The organism is Pedobacter sp. 22163, from assembly GCF_052045595.1.
GTDB lineage: Bacteria > Bacteroidota > Bacteroidia > Sphingobacteriales > Sphingobacteriaceae > Pedobacter.
Genome location: NZ_JBQEPM010000001.1, coordinates 1046225 through 1064998 on the forward strand (window position 1 = coordinate 1046225; position 18774 = coordinate 1064998).

Annotated in this window: 16 protein-coding genes and 1 tRNA gene; 3 read left to right on the top strand and 14 right to left on the bottom strand. The window is 41.4% G+C overall.

Annotated features, from left to right (window positions below):
- Position 1: 1 nt before the first annotated feature.
- From kaiB to ACTJKN_RS04295, 4 genes are all read right to left on the bottom strand, one after another.
- Positions 2-289 (bottom strand): circadian clock protein KaiB, encoded by a 288-nt coding sequence (gene kaiB, locus ACTJKN_RS04280; protein ID WP_440822956.1) that lies wholly within the window; start codon positions 287-289, stop codon positions 2-4.
- Complete coding sequence (kaiC, locus tag ACTJKN_RS04285; protein ID WP_440822958.1) at positions 289-2037, bottom strand: circadian clock protein KaiC; 1749 nt, start codon at positions 2035-2037, stop codon at positions 289-291. Before kaiC ends, kaiB begins: the two co-directional genes overlap by 1 nt.
- 280 nt (positions 2038-2317) lie before the next feature.
- A complete protein-coding gene (locus ACTJKN_RS04290; RefSeq protein ID WP_230151409.1) occupies positions 2318-2506 on the bottom strand; it encodes a hypothetical protein in 189 nt (62 codons plus the stop codon).
- A 91-nt stretch (positions 2507-2597) separates the two neighbouring features.
- A tRNA-Pro gene (locus tag ACTJKN_RS04295) sits at positions 2598-2674 on the bottom strand.
- A 166-nt stretch (positions 2675-2840) separates the two neighbouring features.
- Here ACTJKN_RS04295 and ACTJKN_RS04300 point away from each other — a divergent pair.
- Positions 2841-3347 (top strand): ankyrin repeat domain-containing protein, encoded by a 507-nt coding sequence (locus tag ACTJKN_RS04300; RefSeq protein ID WP_440822960.1) that lies wholly within the window; start codon positions 2841-2843, stop codon positions 3345-3347.
- Here the strand turns inward: ACTJKN_RS04300 and ACTJKN_RS04305 are convergent.
- The 4 genes from ACTJKN_RS04305 to ACTJKN_RS04320 form a co-directional block, all read right to left on the bottom strand.
- Positions 3325-3930: a hypothetical protein gene (locus ACTJKN_RS04305; protein ID WP_440822962.1), complete on the bottom strand. Its 606-nt coding sequence runs from the start codon at positions 3928-3930 to the stop codon at positions 3325-3327. The genes ACTJKN_RS04300 and ACTJKN_RS04305 overlap by 23 nt on opposite strands.
- A 52-nt stretch (positions 3931-3982) precedes the next feature.
- On the bottom strand, positions 3983-6175 hold the full coding sequence (locus tag ACTJKN_RS04310) for a catalase (protein WP_440822964.1): 2193 nt from the start codon (positions 6173-6175) through the stop codon (positions 3983-3985).
- A gap of 63 nt (positions 6176-6238) precedes the next feature.
- A complete protein-coding gene (locus ACTJKN_RS04315; RefSeq protein ID WP_440822966.1) occupies positions 6239-6472 on the bottom strand; it encodes a hypothetical protein in 234 nt (77 codons plus the stop codon).
- Between the two features lie 57 nt (positions 6473-6529).
- Positions 6530-7687, bottom strand: coding sequence for a zinc-dependent alcohol dehydrogenase (locus tag ACTJKN_RS04320; protein WP_440822968.1), 1158 nt, complete (start codon positions 7685-7687; stop codon positions 6530-6532).
- Between the two features lie 132 nt (positions 7688-7819).
- On the opposite strand from ACTJKN_RS04320, the gene ACTJKN_RS04325 reads away from it, so the two are divergent.
- Positions 7820-8809 (top strand): SDR family oxidoreductase, encoded by a 990-nt coding sequence (locus tag ACTJKN_RS04325; RefSeq protein ID WP_440822970.1) that lies wholly within the window; start codon positions 7820-7822, stop codon positions 8807-8809.
- Between the two features lie 23 nt (positions 8810-8832).
- Here the strand turns inward: ACTJKN_RS04325 and treY are convergent, their stop codons facing one another.
- The 4 genes from treY to ACTJKN_RS04345 form a co-directional block, all read right to left on the bottom strand.
- The gene (treY, locus tag ACTJKN_RS04330; protein ID WP_440822972.1) at positions 8833-12885 is read right to left on the bottom strand and encodes a malto-oligosyltrehalose synthase; all 4053 of its coding nucleotides are present in this window, start codon (positions 12883-12885) and stop codon (positions 8833-8835) included.
- Positions 12878-14737, bottom strand: coding sequence for a malto-oligosyltrehalose trehalohydrolase (treZ, locus tag ACTJKN_RS04335; protein WP_440822974.1), 1860 nt, complete (start codon positions 14735-14737; stop codon positions 12878-12880). The genes treY and treZ overlap by 8 nt, the downstream gene beginning before the upstream one ends.
- A 99-nt stretch (positions 14738-14836) precedes the next feature.
- Positions 14837-15646 (bottom strand): SDR family NAD(P)-dependent oxidoreductase, encoded by an 810-nt coding sequence (locus ACTJKN_RS04340; RefSeq protein WP_440822976.1) that lies wholly within the window; start codon positions 15644-15646, stop codon positions 14837-14839.
- A gap of 27 nt (positions 15647-15673) precedes the next feature.
- Positions 15674-15868 (bottom strand): hypothetical protein, encoded by a 195-nt coding sequence (locus tag ACTJKN_RS04345; RefSeq protein WP_440822978.1) that lies wholly within the window; start codon positions 15866-15868, stop codon positions 15674-15676.
- Between the two features lie 332 nt (positions 15869-16200).
- Here ACTJKN_RS04345 and ACTJKN_RS04350 point away from each other — a divergent pair, with 332 nt between their 5' ends.
- Positions 16201-16680, top strand: coding sequence for a low affinity iron permease family protein (locus tag ACTJKN_RS04350; protein WP_440822980.1), 480 nt, complete (start codon positions 16201-16203; stop codon positions 16678-16680).
- A gap of 108 nt (positions 16681-16788) precedes the next feature.
- On the opposite strand, the gene ACTJKN_RS04355 is transcribed toward ACTJKN_RS04350, so the two are convergent.
- Entirely contained in the window at positions 16789-17856 is a 1068-nt protein-coding gene (locus ACTJKN_RS04355; protein WP_440822982.1) for an ATP-binding protein, read from the bottom strand.
- A 288-nt stretch (positions 17857-18144) separates the two neighbouring features.
- Entirely contained in the window at positions 18145-18336 is a 192-nt protein-coding gene (locus tag ACTJKN_RS04360) for a hypothetical protein (RefSeq protein ID WP_440822984.1), read from the bottom strand.
- Positions 18337-18774: the final 438 nt, after the last annotated feature.

Below are 18774 nucleotides of genomic sequence, written 5' to 3' on the forward strand. Positions count from 1 at the left end.
ACTAATTATTAATCTTTGTACGTATGTCCAGTCCCACCAGAACCTTTTCCTCATTTGAAAGGTCACCTATAATTTTGCGGACTGGTTCAGGCACTTTTTTTACCAGTGTCGGAATGGCGAATATCTGATCACCTTCAGCCAGTTGTGGTTTTTCCAAAAGATCGATCACCTCAATACTATATTTTCCTTTGAGATGCTCCTCGCAAAGCTTCTTCAGGTTTTGTAGTGCGACTACCGATTTGTTGGTTTTACCGGCCACATATAGCCGGAGTTCATATGCTTTACCCACTATTTATTTTTTTTGTTTACATTTTTTTCTTTCCCACTATCATCTCCCCTGCGCAGATCGGCAATTTTACTTATCGTTTCGCCCATAATCTGTTTTTTTAAAGCTTCCTCAACATAAACTTTATTGAGTTCCTCTTCTGCTGATTCATATTCGGATCTTAGACTTTCAATCTTTGATTCTAAAATTTTCCGCTTGCGTTCAAGTTCACGGTCTTTACGGCTGACAGCCTGGGCATGGATGACCTCGCCGGTCTGCTCCATAAGCATCCTTGCCTCCCGCGCAGAGCCGGTTAGCACGCCATCCTCGGTAAGATATACATCCACCAGATCCAGTCCCTTATCTGTAATCACAAATTCGCGTATCTGGTTCGAATGTTTCATTCCTCTTGACTTCATGATATACAATCCGCGGTTCCGCTCACCATTGCTTTCGATATCGCGGATTAAAAGCCAGGCATCAACAAGCGAAGACACCCCTTCATCGGTTTGTTCATTAACTATATTATTAAGGGTGAGGGCCGTAAACATCACCGTAATCTGTTCAGCCTGTAGAAAATCGATCAGGCGTACAAGCATGGTTTTCACGTCGCTGACCGATCCTATCGTGATCAGGTTGGTAATCGGGTCAAGTATAACAACAGATGGCCTGGACTTTTTAATTGCCTTATGGATAGCTACCAGATGCATTTCCAGTCCGTACAAGGTAGGGCGTGAGGCGTAAAACTCAAGCGTTCCTTCCTTAAGGTGTTTTTGAAGATCTATGCCAATAGAACGCATGTTTCTGATAATCTGTTTTGGCGATTCTTCAAAAGCAAAGAAAAGGCACTTCTCTCCCCTCAGGCAGGCCGCATTGGCAAATGTCGCTGCTATACTGGTCTTGCCCGTGCCAGCCGTCCCTGATACCAGAATACTGCTCCCTTTATAAAAGCCAGAGTTTCCCAGCATTTTGTCCAGCGCAGCAATACCTGAGGGCAAGCTTTTTGTGGAAACTTCATGATTCAGCTCCAGAGAGGTAACAGGAAGCACTGAGATACCTTCATCGTCGATAAGAAAGGGATATTCATTGGTTCCATGAACCGATCCCCGGTATTTTACAACCCTAAGCCTCCTGGTAGAGATCTGGTTAATAATTCTGTGGTCAAGTAAAATAACACAGTCTGATACGTATTCTTCAAGGCCCTGACGGGTAAGGCCATTTCCTCCACGTTCACCTGTTATGACAGCTGTAACGCCTTTCGATTTTAGAAACTGAAAAAGTCTTCTGATCTCCGCCCGCAGCACTGCCGTATTATTTAATCCTGCGAAAAGGTTCTCGATGGTATCAAGTGCTACCCTTTTTGCGCCTATACTGTCAATTGCGTATCCCAGACGGATAAAAAGCCCCTCCAGGTCATACTCTCCGGTCTCCTCAATTTCTGAGCGGTCAATATGAACGTAATCCAACCTGATCTTCTTATCCTTTTCTAGCTGTTCCAGATCAAATCCAAGTGATGCTACGTTCGCTTTAAGTTCTTCGGCTTTTTCCTCAAAAGCCATAAATACTCCTGGTTCACCATAATCCAAGGCTCCTTTTACAATGAACTCTATGGAAAAAAGTGTTTTTCCAGAACCGGCTTCTCCGCAAACAAGTGTAGGTCTTCCCGAGGGCAGCCCACCTAGTGTAATCTCATCAAGTCCGGAAATTCCGGTAAGTGTTTTAGGAATTGTACCAGTTGAGCGCGTTTCCTGTTGATTTTTTGATTTAGCCATTTATTTTTTTAACGCTTAAATCTATTAGATAATAGTAATATTGATCAATTCTTTTCAAACAAACAGGGAATATTAAAAAATGTTTGCAACGATGAAATATATCAGTACCCGAAAATACTTTATTTAACCTGGACAACAGCCGTACATCCGTTTAAAGCCAACAAAAAAACAGAGAAAAATTTTACACTCTTCCATTCAGCCAACATTACATGTTGTTCCGTATCTATTAGGTAGAACATATAAAAAGCGGGCATGCCATACCGCTGCCCGCTTTTAAGTGCTAGGCATTGCCGCCTGCATTCCCGGCAAGATCTCCGCCTACATCATCTTCATCATCAATTTCACCGGTAAGCCCTCGTTGAACCTCGTTATCATCGGCTTCTTTTTCTTCGTTGGGACTTATCCGTGATTGTTCATTGCCGTTTTCATCTTCGTTGTCTTCTTCTTTTGGATCGATGTAATTTTTCATAGTATCTGTTTTTATTGTAAAACAGATACTTTATAATTATAGTTTCAAAAAATTAGCAAAAGCGGCACCAAATATGTTTCTGCTCAATAGCTGGTCGGGATAGGAAGATTCGAACTTCCGACCTCCAGCACCCCATGCTGGCGCGATACCTGGCTACGCTATATCCCGTTTGCTGAATTCCCTTCAGGGAATACGAAAATTGATGCAAAGATATATCACATTATGCTTTTGAAGGAAAAATTTTTAAAAAAAGGTTAAAGGATTATGGAGTTTTCTCTTAAACAAGAACAGCTCTTTACCTTAAACTTTTTGCCGATGCTAATGTTATATAAAGATGGAAAACATCGAACAACTCATTATACCTGCCGCAAGAAAGGGCGATACAGAAGTTTTAAAGGAAGTAATGCGCAGAGGAGCGGATATAAATTTTCAGGACGATAAAGGTTATACCGCTTTGATTATTGCCTGCTACAACAACCAGCTGGAAGCGGCAGCATACCTGATTGCTTCGGGAGCAGACTTGAATATTGGAGATCAGGGAGGCAACACCGCTTTAATGGGTGCAGCATTTAAAGGCTATACCGATATAGCAAAACTATTGATCGAAAGCGGGGCAGACATTAATCTTCAGCATGGAAACGGTGGAACTGCACTGATGTTTGCTGCAATGTTTGGCCGCAATGAGGTATTAAAACTACTTTTAGCGCATGGTGCTGAGACCGGACTGCAGGATATCAGGGGGCAGCACGCACTAGATCTGGCTATTTTACAGGGAAACGAAGCCGGAGCAGAACTGCTTGAATTATATAGCAAAAATGCTAATCTTGCAAAAGCGCCTTAACCAGCCCTTTCCACTGGGGGTATGAAAAACCCAGTTTGGCCGCCATACCCACCATAAAATTCCTTCCCTTATCATAAAGGCTGCCATTATCCGTATTTGGAACTTCATTTCTAGCATGTTCTTCGGCACTAACAGATCGTCCGGTCTGTGTAACGATAAAGCTTGATGTGGCCTCACTTTTTAAAAAGTGAGCAGTTTCCTTTTTTTGTGACAAAGGATGTGCACAGGGCCTTACCCTCATAGACAATGTTTGCTTTTCATCATCGCTTTCAGTGGTGATCTCCTCTATTTGAACCCAATCATAGCCCATTCCAGCCTGGGTTCCAGGACCGGGAATATCGATTCTGATATAATCATTTAACTGCGCCTGTCTTTCTGCACGGATGCCTTGAGGATCGATTAATTGGAAAGCGGATATACCTGCATAACGCCCCCATTCGTTTACGGACAATAATCTAGTACACGCCCTTTCAAAAACAGCTACAGCTTCTGCAAGGGTGCCACATTCTCTGCGTTCTATTACATCCATCTCGCTACCTGTATATTGGGCAGGTACGGCTTCTAAGTTATTTTTATTTTCCATAGCTAATAAATTTGGTGAAGGCCAAAGCCTTCACCTTGGTTTGTAACTTAAATTATGCTGGTATTTTTCTTTGAATTTCACGGTCCCAAAAGCGGTGCAAGGCAATCATTTCTGCAAAAGTCTTTGTAAGGGCTGCAATATCCTCGGTAATTAAAATTCCTTCGCGTAATGCAGTACCGTTACTATATTCTGCTGGTAGCTTTTTAGCGAAATAAGTAGATTCCAACACCTGGAGCGCCTGTTTGTCGGCTGCAATTGCCTTACAATGTTTAAAAGCCTCATTTAAGAAATGAATGGCATTGGCTTCTCCACTAAGTGCATTGACTGAATTAGCACCCCCAGGCACATATACCGCATCGTAAAGGACGGATGCTGCTGTTAGAAGACTTTCATCCACTGCGACATTTTTACCACCTGCCGAAATAATTTCACCCAACCTTGGCGCTATAATATGCACCACCGCTCCCTGTGCAACCAGGAAATCTTTAACTTTGCTGAGTGTCTGCTCATTTACTCCATCTGCAGCAAGGATTGCAATTTTTCTTGACTTAATGGTATCTTTAATCGTTGTGGCCATACTTAGCGCGATAGACCTTGCAAGGCTTCCCTTAGGATTTACAGAAGCATAATCCTTCCTTTTTCCATCAGCTGGCAAGCTATTGTTAAGGTCAGCTAAAGGAATTTTTGGAATCTGCAAACCTAATGCCTGCGCAACTGCCCCAGCCAGGCCCTTATCTATCTGAATTAATACAGCCAGCATACGCTCCCTTACAGGAATGGCTTTTACTTTGCCGAGTTCAAAACTAAGGGCATCGATAAGGTGGTTTTTTTCGGCATTGCTCTGTGAATTGAAGAACAAGCGGGCCTGCGAAAAATGATCAAAAAAACTTCTGCTCCTTGCGCGGATCTTTCTGGCATCAATTGCCTCATTATGACTTACAAAGCCACCTTGTGCAGCCGTTACCTGCCTTGGATCGTTTGCGGCGAGCCCGTTTGGACCATAACTGGTTTTACCCCTGTTGATTGTTTGGCGCATATGGCCATCGCGTTGGTTATTATGCACCGGAATTACAGGCCTGTTAATCGGGATTTCATGAAAATTTGGACCTCCTAATCGGATTAGCTGGGTATCGGTATAAGAAAACAATCTGCCCTGCAATAGCGGGTCATTGGTAAAATCGATACCTGGTACAACATGGCCAACATGGAAAGCAACTTGCTCAGTTTCCGCGAAAAAGTTATCGGGATTTCTGTTGAGTGTCATCTTACCAATACGCTGCACAGGAACAAGTTCTTCAGGAATCAGTTTGGTAGGATCCAAAAGATCAAATTCAAATTTAAACTCATCAGCTTCAGGAATGATCTGCACACCAAGTTCCCATTCTGGAAAGGCGCCGGCCTCAATGGCATCCCAAAGATCCCTTCTATGAAAATCGGGGTCTTTGCCTGAAATATTCTGTGCCTCATCCCAGGCTACCGAATGAACACCCAAAAGTGGCTTCCAGTGGAATTTCACAAAACTGGCTTCACCATTGGCATTTACAAATCTAAAAGTATGTACGCCAAAGCCCTCCATCATGCGGTAGCTCCTTGGTATTGCACGATCACTCATCAGCCACATAATCATATGCGACGACTCGGGCATCTGAGAAATAAAATCCCAAAAAGTATCGTGAGCCGAAGCGGCCTGCGGCATTTCATTATCAGGCTCTGGTTTTACTGCATGAACCAGATCTGGAAATTTAACCGCATCCTGAATAAAAAATACAGGCATGTTATTGCCTACAAGATCAAAATTCCCTTCCTGGGTATAAAACTTTACGGCAAAACCCCTTACGTCACGTGCCAGATCTGTCGATCCCCTGGAGCCGGCTACGGTTGAAAACCTAACAAACACCGGAGTTTCTGCTCCCGGATCGCATAAAAACGCAGCCCTGGTTAACTTAGACATGTCTTCGTATACCTTAAAAACACCATGTGCAGCAGAACCCCTGGCATGCACTACCCTTTCGGGTATGCGTTCATGATCGAAATGTGTAATTTTCTCACGGAGGATAAAATCCTCTAAAAGTGTTGCTCCTCTTTCCCCGGCTTTGAGCGAATTCTGATCATCATTAATCTTGACCCCATGGTTAGTTGTTAAAAATTCGCCTGTCGAATCTGCTACAAAAGATTCCAGTTTGGCCGTCTTACCATTTTCCGGCTGGGCAGGTTTATTTTTTCTTTTTGGTGTTTTCTTGTCCATTTTTTTTTAGCTTAAGCCTCTTTTTGGGCTGTTAACATTTAATTTTTTTCTGCGATTAATGCATTACTGGTTGAGGGAAAAACTATCGGCCAATGTGCCGTCGGCGCGTACAAGGTTTATCTTTGCCAATGTATTTTCGTCAACAATCTCTATAATATGGCTCCGCAGTTCAGATGCCAGGGGTTCTAAGGGCTGCTTGTCATCAATCAGAATATCAACTTCGGCTGGTCCCTTTATCTTCAGATCCATAATTCTGTTTCCTAAAAATGCTTTAAGCTGTTCAATGAGTTTTTCCATGTTGTTTTAAGGATAGATGTGCTAATGAATGAAGAATTTCATTTTTTTAAATAGCTATTAGGGCTTTAAAACAACCTTTACACAATCCTCCTCCTTTTCATCGAAGATCTTATAGCCGTGTGCTGCCTGATCAAGGGGAAGGGTATGGGTAATAATATCATCAAGCACTACCTTTCCATCATTTACCAAACCAACAAGTTTATCTATATAGTTAAGTACGGGTGCCTGGCCCTGTTTGATGGTAATACCCTTGTCGAAAATTCTAAAGAGCGGAAAGTTATCGTAAGGTGAACCATAAACACCCATTATAGATACTGTTCCCATTCTGCGAACAGCTTCAAAGCACATTTCGAGCACTTTTATGGAACCTTTTTCAAAATTGATGGTCGCCTTTACCTTATCCATAAAGCTACGTTCGGGCTCAAATCCTACCGCATCTACACATACATCAGCTCCGCGTCCGCCTGTCATTTCCCTTATCGCCTCCACTACATCCACTTTATGTGGGTTCAGCGTATCAACTTTGTTTACCGCCTTTGCCTTTTCGAGCCTATAATCTAAAGGATCAATTGCAATTACCCGGCTGGCACCATTTATCCAGGCTGCTTTTTGTGCCATTAACCCAACCGGTCCTGATCCAAAAATGGCGACTACTTCTCCTCCTTTTAACTGCGCCCAATCAATGGCCGACCAACCAGTTGGAAAAATATCTGTAAGAAACAGTGCCTGTTCATCACTTAAATGATCGGGAACAATACGTGGACTAATATCGGCATAAGGCACCCTCACATATTGTGCCTGGCCACCTGAGTAGCCACCATAAAGATCGGTATAACCAAAGAGTGCACCGCCCTTCTGGCTCATCATATCACCATTTGGCCCATAGTTTTTAAAGTTCGAATTCTCACAAGCAGGTGAAGCTTCATGAGTACAGAAAAAACACTTACCACATGCAATGGGAAAGGGAACTATTACCCTGTCGCCTCGCTTCAGGTTCGTAATGGAGGCGCCAACCTCTTCCACTATCCCCATAAATTCATGCCCCATAACCAATGGTTCTTTTTGCGGAACTGCACCGCTTAAGATGTGCAGATCGGAGCCACAGATTGCGGTTGACGTTACTTTAAGGATTACATCCCTGGGATCAAGAATTTCCGGATCGGGTACATTGTCTACCCGGATATCGCCAGGTTTGTGGAATACTGCTGCTTTCATAGTTTAAATTTTATGTAGATAAATTAAATAAAGCCTTCATAAACAGCCTATGGTAAATAAACAACAATGAAAAATCTGTTAAAGTTTAGCTAATTTGAATTAAAGAATAACAAAAAACATTTTTCGGGCAGAATGGGTTGTACAATAATGATGAAGGAAAAAAGAACGGTTGTAATTACAGGCGCTTCGAGCGGTGCCGGCAGAGCATTGGCTACAGTATTTGCTCAGAATGGAGATAAATTGGTGATCTCTTCCCGCAATATGGACGAACTCACATCACTGGCCACAGAATGTGAATTATTCGGTACAGAAGTGTTAACAGTTGAAGCAGATGTATCTGATTACAAACAGGTAATTAATCTGGCAGCAGCTGCCGATAATTTTGGACCTGGAATAGATATCTGGATAAATAATGCCGGTGTACTTGCTATAGGCGAATTTGATGTTACACCAATGGAAGTTTCGGAGCAGGTGCTGCGCACCAATCTGCTAGGCTACATGAACGGAGCTCATGCTGTACTCCCATATTTTAAAAAACAGGGATCAGGTATCATCATTAACAATATCTCTATTGGTGGCTTTCTTCCTGTACCTTACGGTGTGGCCTATTCTGCAAGCAAATTTGGTTTGAGGGGTTTTAGTGCAGCCCTTAAAACAGAATTATCCAGATACCCCAATATTTATATCTGTGATGCCTTCCCGGCATTTTTAGATACACCAGGGATCCAACATGCGGCAAATTATACCGGAAAAAGTTTAAAACCTGCACCACCGGTTTACGATCCGATGCGTGTTGCGATAAGCATACTTAAACTTTCTAAGCAACCGAAACCGCAAACGATGATTGGAAGTACTTCTATACTGCTCCGCCTATCTTATGCCATTTTTCCGGCAATTACAAGGGGTATAACCGGAGTGGTGATCCGTAGTTACTTAAAAAATGCACCTGACATCGAAAAAACAAATGGCAATATTTTCTCTCCGCTTCCTTTTGGTAATGCCATACATGGCGGCTGGGGAATGCCTGGAAGACCTAAGGCGCACCGTAAATACTTGGCTGGCGGACTACTTCTCTTTTTGGGCACAGTACTTTTAACGGTCAAAAAGTTCACAACAGCCTAAGGGATAACCAGGTATTTTACAATTTAGCGTCCGTAAAGTTCGGTTTCTGATTTCAACCAGTTTATCGTTTTTTCGGCAATATATCCTTCATCCACCCGCCACGCCCAGTTACCGGATGCTTTACCCGGCGTATTCATCTTAGCGGTATCATCCAAGTGCATAATATCCTGCATGGGGATTATTGCAATTTCCGCAATTGAAGAATAGCAAAGCCTGATCATGGCCATATTAATATTCTTTTCATCAACCACACTCCCCACATAGTTCGATAGCCGTTTTCGAAGCGCTTCGTCTGTTTCATTTTTAAACCATCCCAAAGTTGTATTGTTGTCGTGGGTTCCGGTATAGGCAATAAAATTCACCGAATCAAAATTATGCGGAATATGGGGCGAAACTGCCAGGTCTTCGCCAAAGGCAAACTGTATTACCTTCATGCCCCGCAAGCCGAACTGTTTTCTTAAATGGAGAACATCTTCGGTAATTTCGCCAAGATCTTCGGCAATAAAAGGAAGTTCGCCGAATTTTCCTTTCATGGATTTAAAAAATTGAGCACCGGGCCCGGGTTGCCAGGTACCATTTACGGCATCATCATGATCAGCTGCAACCTGCCAATAACTTGCAAAAGCCCTGAAATGATCCAGACGCACAAGGTCGTATATTTTTCTGCTTTTCTTAAGCCGGTTCTTCCACCATTTAAATCCCTCATGTTCCATCCGCTCCCAATTGTATATCGGCATTCCCCACAACTGCCCTTTTTCATTAAAATAATCTGGAGGTACCGCCGCAACAACAGTTCTGTTTCCGTTTTTATCGAGGAGAAAATTTTGAGGTTCTGCCCATACTTCAACCGCATCGTAGTCCAGATAAAATGGAAGATCGCCAATCAATCTTATTCCCTTTTTATTTGCATATGCTTTTAATTTGTACCATTGACGGTAAAAAATAAACTGGCTCCATTTTATTTCCTCAAGCTCGGCCAGGTATTTTTTTTCATATTCAGCAATTGCCTTTTTATTTTTAGACTTAAATTTTTCCGGCCAGTTAAACCATTCACTATTTTTATAAAACTGTTTTAAATGGGTATAAATAGAAAAATCAGTGAGCCAGCCCTCTTCAGCCTTACAAAACGAGTTGTAGCCTGCAACCAGTTTCTTGTTACCTATATTTTTAAAGCGCTGATAGGCCTTAGCTAAAACACGCTGTTTCATTTCTGCTGTTTTTTCAAAATCAACTTGTGCTGTAACTGGTAACAGGAAAGCATCAAGATCGTTTTTACTCAAAAGCCCATCCTCGAATAAAACTTCCGGACTAATGAGCATGGTATTTCCGGCCATAGCAGAACTGCTGGAATAAGGAGAATAACCGTTCTCTTTTTTTACCGGATTGAGCGGCAGAATCTGCCAATAGCTTTGCCGCGAAGCATAAAGAAAATCTACAAATTTATAGGCACTGGGGCCCAGATCGCCGATACCAAAACTGGATGGTAAGGAACTGATGTGCATCAAAACCCCGGCAGAACGTTCATTTTTTTTAGGGGTTAACCTGATCACCGCCAATTGAACTTCGTTGAACAGCTGGCCGATGAGTATACCCCTCTGTAACGGATCCTTAGCCCCTTTTTTCCCGGTAAGTAAATTTTCCCATGTTAAGGGCGCCTCATGCGGTAAAATAATTGCAGTATTTTCCCAATCGAAATCGATACTAGGTACATGCTGGATTTTACAGCATTTGGCAAAACCAAGGGGAACAACCGTTATTATCCAGCGCTGTTTATACCTCCTAGCAAAAGCACAGATATGCTTACTATACTTACCTTCAACCGTTAAGGGTATATAGGTACCAAGTTCAAAAACATCAGCTTCGGATTTTCTGATCAATAGCAAAGTTTTGGTTAACCACATTTTCAACTTTCCAGAAAACCTGTCTTCCCAAAGTTTTTTATAGTCAGCAGGTGTTTCCAGATCCTCCATCATTTTGGATCTGCTGTTATAATCAACAGGTCTTCTGTTATCAGGATCAACAAGGCTTAAATCCCATAATTCGGTTCCCTGATAAATATCCGGAACACCAGGGCAGGTAAATTTTAAAGTAAGCTGCGCTAAACTATTGATTATTGCAAAATCTGAAATCCGCTTCAAAAAGTCTTTGATCAATTTTCCGCTTTCCAGCCTTTCGTTTAAAATAACCTGCGAAAACTTATTCAGTTTATGCTCGTAAACCTCATCCGGACTTGCCCAGTCTGACCGTTTTTTGGATTCCCGCAACGCTTTTACAATAAACTGTGCTAAACGGCTATCAATGTCATGCTCATCATCTTTCAGAAAAGGAAAGGCCCCGATAATGGTCTGCAGAAGCAGATAAACATCATTGTCGTGTAACTGTTTATAGGCTGGCACCTTGTGCTGTAAACTACTAAAAATACGCTTAAGCTGTTCAACCAGCAGGCTCCACTCCTCAGGAAGATCACTAAGCACATTCAATCTGGCCCTTACATCCTCGCCTTTTTTGGTGTCGTGGGTAGAACTCGCATTCATACTCAACGGCCAGTGCTGCTGGCGATTCAGCATTTCATTATGAAACCCATCAAGCGGTATCCCAAATGCATCCGGAGCATCTCCAACTTCACTGTGGCCAATAAAACGGTTGTAGGTAAACATCAGCGTATCTTCAACCCCCTTTGCCATTAACGGACCGGTAAACTGCATACAGCGTTGAAAAAACTGACCAACCTTTTGTCTATACGCAGGATCTGCATTTCGGGGTTTTTCTAAAAATATGACAGCTAACAATTCTCCTGCTTTACCCAGTTTTTTATCACCAATGAGGGGCATCAACAGGCTGCTGATTTTCTTTTCATCGATTTCTGAAAGCGGGAAACTATAATTGTAATACCGATATACAGGCATGCGGATGAGGAGACAGCCTAGCGCTTCTTTTAGTTCTGCATTTTCAACAGTAGAAAAACCAGGCGGTTTAAGTGGCAAAAGCATTTCAAACAGGTTATTCAATTCACCCTGCATATGTTTAAACAATATATTATGTTTCTTTTCATAGATCAGCTGAGATGGATCGAGTTTTTTTCCGGTTACCCGCCTATAAAGTCTGGTAAAAGGTTTCTCGGCCTGCCTATTGGTAAAAAGATTGTTTACCATTGCCATAAAATCATAACCAGTATTTCCCTGTACCTTCCAGTCCAACGGCATCTGCTCTCCCTGTTCCAGAATTTTTTCCACTACAATATAAACTTCCTTTCCAACTGACTTCCGGAGCGTTTGTAAATAGCCTTTGGGATCATAAAGCCCATCTACATGATCGATTCTCAGTCCCTGAAAAACCCCTTTATCAATCAGTTCGAAAATATAGCGGTGATAAAGATCGAATGTTTCCTGATGTTGCATGTTCAGGCAGATGAGACTATTGACTGTAAAAAACCTTCGGTAGTTGATTTTATGATCGGTTTCCTGCCAATTACACAAGCGGTAATGCTGATCGTTAACAATCTGTTTTAAAACAGCTGTATTGCTGTTAATTTTCCTAAAATCGAGTAAAGCCAGCATTTTATGTGTATCAGCATTAACGGGCCAATTGGTTTCACCATAACACAGGTAATATTCGCCTTTAACTTTCTTGAGCTGTAATTTCTCCTGCTTTATGGCCTCATCAAGCTCCTCACCTAAAAAAGGAACCATTAAGCGTCCATCGCCCTTTTCCAGGTCGATATCAAAAAACCTGGCAAAATCTGAGGCATTGCCTTTTTGAAGCACATCCATTAACCAGGTATTACCAGGGTGAAAGGCCATGTGGTTGGGAACAATATCCTGTAGCCATCCAATCCCTGCTGCTTTTAGTTTTTTAGAGACATTTAACAACTCTGCCTCGGTACCGATCTCGGGATTTATCTTTAATGGATTTACTACGTCATAACCATGCATACTGCCGGGAACGGCTTCAAAAATGGGTGATGCATACAATGTGTTTATTCCCAGTTCGATTAGGTATGGGATAATACGATCAAGAGATTTCAGGTTAAAGTCTTTGTGGAACTGAATCCGGTAAGTGGCGCTTGGTTTATACATCTTTTTTAGAAAGAATAAGAGTTGATTCTGAAAATAGGGTAATCTGTTCACCGGGAGGCAAGCTGTTTATTTCTTCGTTAGGTCCGTTCCAAACGAACGAAGAAGAGTTAAGCAACACGGTCCAATCTTGAACTGTTTCGCCGATTGAAAGGTTTTGCTTTTGATCTGAAAAGTTAAACAGCACCATTATTTTTTGTGTACCCTTCCACCGTTCTAGCATTAAACATTTTTTTTCTGGGTAAGCTACTGCTTTAACGTTTTTTCGATCTACATCTGCAAGCACCTCATTTTGTTTTCGGAGTGCAATCAATGTTTTGTAATAAGACAACATTTTAAGGTTTAACGGCACTTCCAGTTTTTGCCAATCCAGTTTTGAATGCTGAAAAGTTGATTCGCTTTGTGGGTCGGGCATGGCTTCATCCTCATGGAAAGCCGAAAACTCCGCTTTTCTGCCTTCTCTAACGGCTTCTACCAGATGGTGATCACTGTGACTTACAAAAAACTGGAAAGGATTGGTTTCTGCCCATTCCTCTCCCATAAATATCAGGGGTAAAAAGGGGCTGCAAAAAACGGCAGCAGCCATCACTTTCAACATTTCAAAGCTCAGCAATGTAGCAGTCCGTTCGCCCAGCATGCGATTACCGATCTGATCATGATTTTGTGAAAAAACAACAAATTTATTACCTGGAACATCGCCAACGGGTTCGCCGAACTTTTTCTGCCTATGGGGTGAATATTGTCCATCGTACACATAAGCGCTGTTAAAAGATTTAGCCAGATCATCCACTCCGTTAAAATCCGAATAATAACCTTTTTGTTCCTGACCTGCACAAACCCTCAACGCATGGTGAAATTCATCTATCCATTGGGCATCCATACCATAGCCATACTCGCTTTGCGGCCTGATAAAACGGCCATCGTTCAGGTCAAGTTCAACAATCAGTTCATAAGTTCTGCCGGTTACCTGAGCAAGTTTTTCGGTATGCGATTTAATCTCTGCCAGAATATGAACAGGGCTAAAATCTTTAATTGCGTGTACCGCATCTAGCCTAAGCGCATCGATGTGAAAATCCCTGAACCACATTAGTGCATTTTCGATAAAGAAATCCCTTACCGCATCGCAGCCTGCATCATCAAAGTTAATGGCCTGCCCCCAGGGCGTATGGTATTTATCCGTAAAATACGGGCCGAAATCTGCAAAATAATTCCCTTCAGGCCCCACATGGTTATAAACCACATCCAAGATTACGGCCAGCCCCTTGGCATGGCAGGTATTAACCAGTTGTTGTAATGCCAGAGGACCACCATAGGTATTTTGTACGGCAAAAGGAAATACACCATCATAACCCCAATTCCTGCCGCCTGAAAATTGTGCAACAGGCATAACCTCAATAGCGGTAATGCCAAGCTCAACAAGGTAATCGAGTTTTTTTTCGATTGCGGCAAAATCTCCTTCAGGTGTGAAAGTTCCGGTATGGAGTTCGTAAATGATGAAATCTTTCAGTGCAATTCCCTGCCAATTGTTATCTGTCCAAGGGAAACTTTTCAGATCAAAAGCTGTTGATACCCCTTGCGGTCCTTCGGCCTGGAATAATGAGGCTGGATCTGAACGCACAAGTTCCTTCCCGTCTTTACGGGTACTGATTTTAAAGCTATAAGTTTCCAGTGGCTTGATCTGATCAGTTTGCAAAAACCAATATCCATAACCTTCATTAAATAGATCAATAACCGCAGCGCTTTCTGTTATTAACACAGAAACCTGTTCTGCAAGCGGTGCCCAAACCCTTATTTCTGCCTTCCCGCTTTCGTTAAAATTTAACCCAATACTTCTTTTTTGTATGTCTATTCCCATTAAAGCCCTTTTTAATGGAAACAAAAAAAAACAGACCAAAGTTTTGACAGATTTTGATGAAGAATATGCCGCAATTCGCAAAAGCCTTAAAGCAAGCTATTATGGCGTACTCCGGGGCTTATCATCTACCGGCTCCTGCATTTTACCTGTTTGCTCAGCTAATTTGCTATCAGGGGTAATATTCCCCATGGCTACCTGCAGTTTGTTCTTAAATCCTGATACGACCATGTCTTTTCCATCCATCATAGCCGCGTAGCCATCTTTAGCTACTTCTGCAGGATCAGCTAATTCTCCTTCCTGTACTATTTTTGAATCCATCATATCAGCTTTCCTGAAAAAGTCGGTATCTGTGGGGCCAGGTAGTAGAGAGGTTATGGTAACTGGCGAATCTTTTATTTCTGCACGTACCGCCTCATTAAAAGAGTGCACAAATGCTTTTGTGCCATGGTAAACGGCTTGATAAGGCCCAGGCAACTTTCCTGCAACCGATGCAACATTCAAGATCTTCCCTGCTCCCCGTTTTACCATCTCTTTTAAATATAATTTGGTTAAGGTTACCAAAGAAGCAATGTTCAGCTGGATAATTTTTAATTCTTTACTTAGATCGGTATCTGTAAATTTACCATAAACCCCTTGTCCGGCGTCGTTTACCAATACATCTACCTGTACATTTTTTGTACGTATGTTTTCATATAGGTCAAAAGCCGCATCCCGTTCAGACAGGTCGGCAATCATAGTGATTACCTCAATTCCGTCCGCTTCAAAAATGGCTGCTGCACGTTTCAATCTTGCTTCTTCCCGGCCAACAATAATGAGGTTAAAGCCATCTTTTGCAAAAAGTTTGGCCAGTTCATAGCCAATTCCGCTGCTTGCACCTGTAATCAATGCAAAATGTTTTCTATTTTCCATGCTATTGTGTTTACTGTTTTAAAAAATTTAATCCTGATGAGAAGTTCCCTTATCTTCTGCGCTGTCTGTATCCGAATCAGATTTTGCCGCCTGTTTTGATAATTCCCTGGCAGAAGCCTCGTCCTGATAAGCACTATCCGCATCACTTGCCTCAATCTGCGAATGCGGTACAATACCAACCTTATTTTCACTGTCCTGCTGATCTGTTTTTTTGTTTTCCATTGTTTTAAGTTTTAAGTTCAAACCTTCGAATTATTTTCTGCAAGAAGCGCAACCTTCGTTTTAAAACTTGTGCTTCATTAAATAAACAAGGTAAAACTGTTACAGGTTTGATTTATTTAACAGTTAAATATGTGGTTACAACACCGGTTAACATTCAATTAAATGTTTCTAAGCAGGCCCAGTGTCAACATATTTTATCAGCTTAAAAAAAGAGACGGCCTGATTATTTACACCTCCAAGGCCAGCAAGAAGAAGACAAAAAAGAAAACCATCTTAAATTTTCGGCTGTTTATATAAACAAAAACAAAGCCTTAGACTTATTACTAAAGAATATGACAAACAAGCAAAACTTTTTTGAGCGTATATCTGACAAGATTACCTATTGGACCGGAAGTGCAAGCGCCTTTGCCATAGCTGTTGGCATTATCCTAGTTTGGGGCATTAGCGGCCCTATTTTCAACTATTCGGATACCTGGCAGCTGGTCATTAATACCGGAACAACAATTATTACTTTTTTAATGGTATTTCTGATCCAAAAAACCCAGAATAAAGATTCGAAGGCCATACAGTTAAAACTTAATGAGTTATTGGCGGCCAGCAGACATGCAAGTAACCGTATGGTTGATATTGAAGATCTTTCGGAGGCAGAACTGGATGTATTGCATAAATACTATGCGAAACTTTCTGATATGGCAGAAAAGGGAGAAGATATCCACCACTCCCATTCAATTGATTCTGCTAAAAAACTTTCAGAAGAAAAATTAACAGATACGCCAAGACTAGCTAAAAATAAAAAAAATGGTAAATCCTAGCTTGTTGTTATTTAAAAGCGCAGCTTTTCTCAATAATAAGGGGCTAAATATTTGACACGCGCTTTGCATGCCCTAGAAAAGTAAGTTTTATCCCATGTTGGCAAGGGCTTACACTTTTGGAAGTTCAATATAAAACTTTGTTCCCTTATTTTCTTCACTATCAAACCAGATTTTCCCTTTGTGCCATTCAATAATAGTTTTGATAATTGACATGCCAAGGCCTGTAGACTGTTCGCCGTTTAAACCGCTCCTTCGGGCATTGGTAAATTTCTCAAAAAGTGTAGTATGATATTTTTTTGGAATACCGATTCCGTTGTCAGCAACTGTGATCAGGACTTGTTTTTTGCTTTCTGTGAGATAGACGTCTATGCTGCCGTTTTTTGGAGTAAATTTAAGTGAATTGGAGATCAGGTTATTGATCACCTGCATAAATTTATCCTCATCAATTTCGGCAAAAATACGCTCTTTACTTGAACGGCAGGAAAAAGTAATCTGTAAACCGTCCTGCATATCGAAATATTCCTGGCCAGCCAGGGAGATCTTGCTCACCAATTCTACTCTTTTTTTAACCAGTTGTACATCTGCTGTCTCCAGAAACTCCTGGTTCAGAAAGTCGCGAATTAATTTGAGGCTTTTTTTGGTAATCCTGTCAATCAACGCGATGTAACGGTCAATAGAAGGATCTTCGAATCTTCTGGCCCCCTTTGCCAGCAGGTCCGAAATATTGCCAATAGCGCCTATAGGCCCAGCCAAATCATGTGCGAGAATATTAAGTATGGCATTTTTTTTACTATTGTGGTTATTGAGTACTTCGGCAATTTCCTTGTAATTGGTAACATCTTCAGCAATCCCAATCAAAAGATGCTGCCCGTTTTCATTGAGTAAATAAGGCGTTGTGCTCAACCAGCGCTCGTTATCAGAACGCTGTATTCTGCACTCAACATCGCTTACCGTATTCCCATCAATACATTCTCTTAACTTGAAAAGTACATAACGCCGGTCTTCAGGATGTACCATATGCAATAAAAGCCTCGAACGTATGTCTATAGACGCTAAACCGAAGAAGGTCATGCAAGATGGGTTCATGTAGATAAATCTATCCTCGTTCAGATCGAATATAAAGAAAAGCCGGGGCGAACGCTCAGAGAGATATACAAGAAGATTTGAGATTTCCATTAAATTGACGGAACGTTATAACCCGGTGGGGACGCTCCATTTACAATTTAATTATTTTTTTTAACGTCTTAGTGTTAGGTGTACAATCGCAAATTATAGAAAAATAAAAAATGCTTGCTATTAGCCTCCTACAGCACAAAACGTGGTTTTCAACATTGTTTTTTCGCGTACTTAGCCCCTAAAAACAGGGGTAAAATACAAAATTTACTAAAGCCAATTCTTCGTTTTATCACTACTTATCGACCCTTGTTTATTTTGGGAACTTACCATCCAAAAAGACTTTATTGATTAGTACTTCCTAACCGTATCTTCCGGATTTACGCGCGGCTGTGCTGCAGCTGAATCAGCAGCGCTTTTTTTAGTCGTATCTTCATAATCTTTCTGGTGATTTCCTTTAGCCCTATCTGAAGGGTTCTGACAAGCAGTTAATATTGATGCCAAAAATGCTGCTGCAATAAAAATGGTGTGTATCGTTCTCATCTTCTTAAATTTTAGAATGAATACTGTTAATGCTGATGTTTCAGCTGATTTAGAAGCCGCTCTTTTGTTTTTGTACTGATGTGGCTTTTACCTTTTCATTAAAAAAACAACATGTAACGAGGATTGGTTTTTAAATATTTAACAAGACTAAGAGCCTGTTTAAATTTGATACAATTATTTTACTCATATAATATTTCTATCACACAGAGGGGGTAATTTATTTTTTAAAAATCAATATGAGTGACGTATAATTGATTTCTTTGCCATACACCACGGTCTTGCCTCGGCTCGCCGCCGCCGAAGGGCTCTTTCTTTTTGGCATCAAATATTATTTAAGCTATGCTTCAGTTTGCGAGAATAATAACTTTGGGAAAACATCCTGCACAAGGTCGTCTTTCTTATTGACCCCCAAGTCATCATCAAATCTGACCAAGCCAG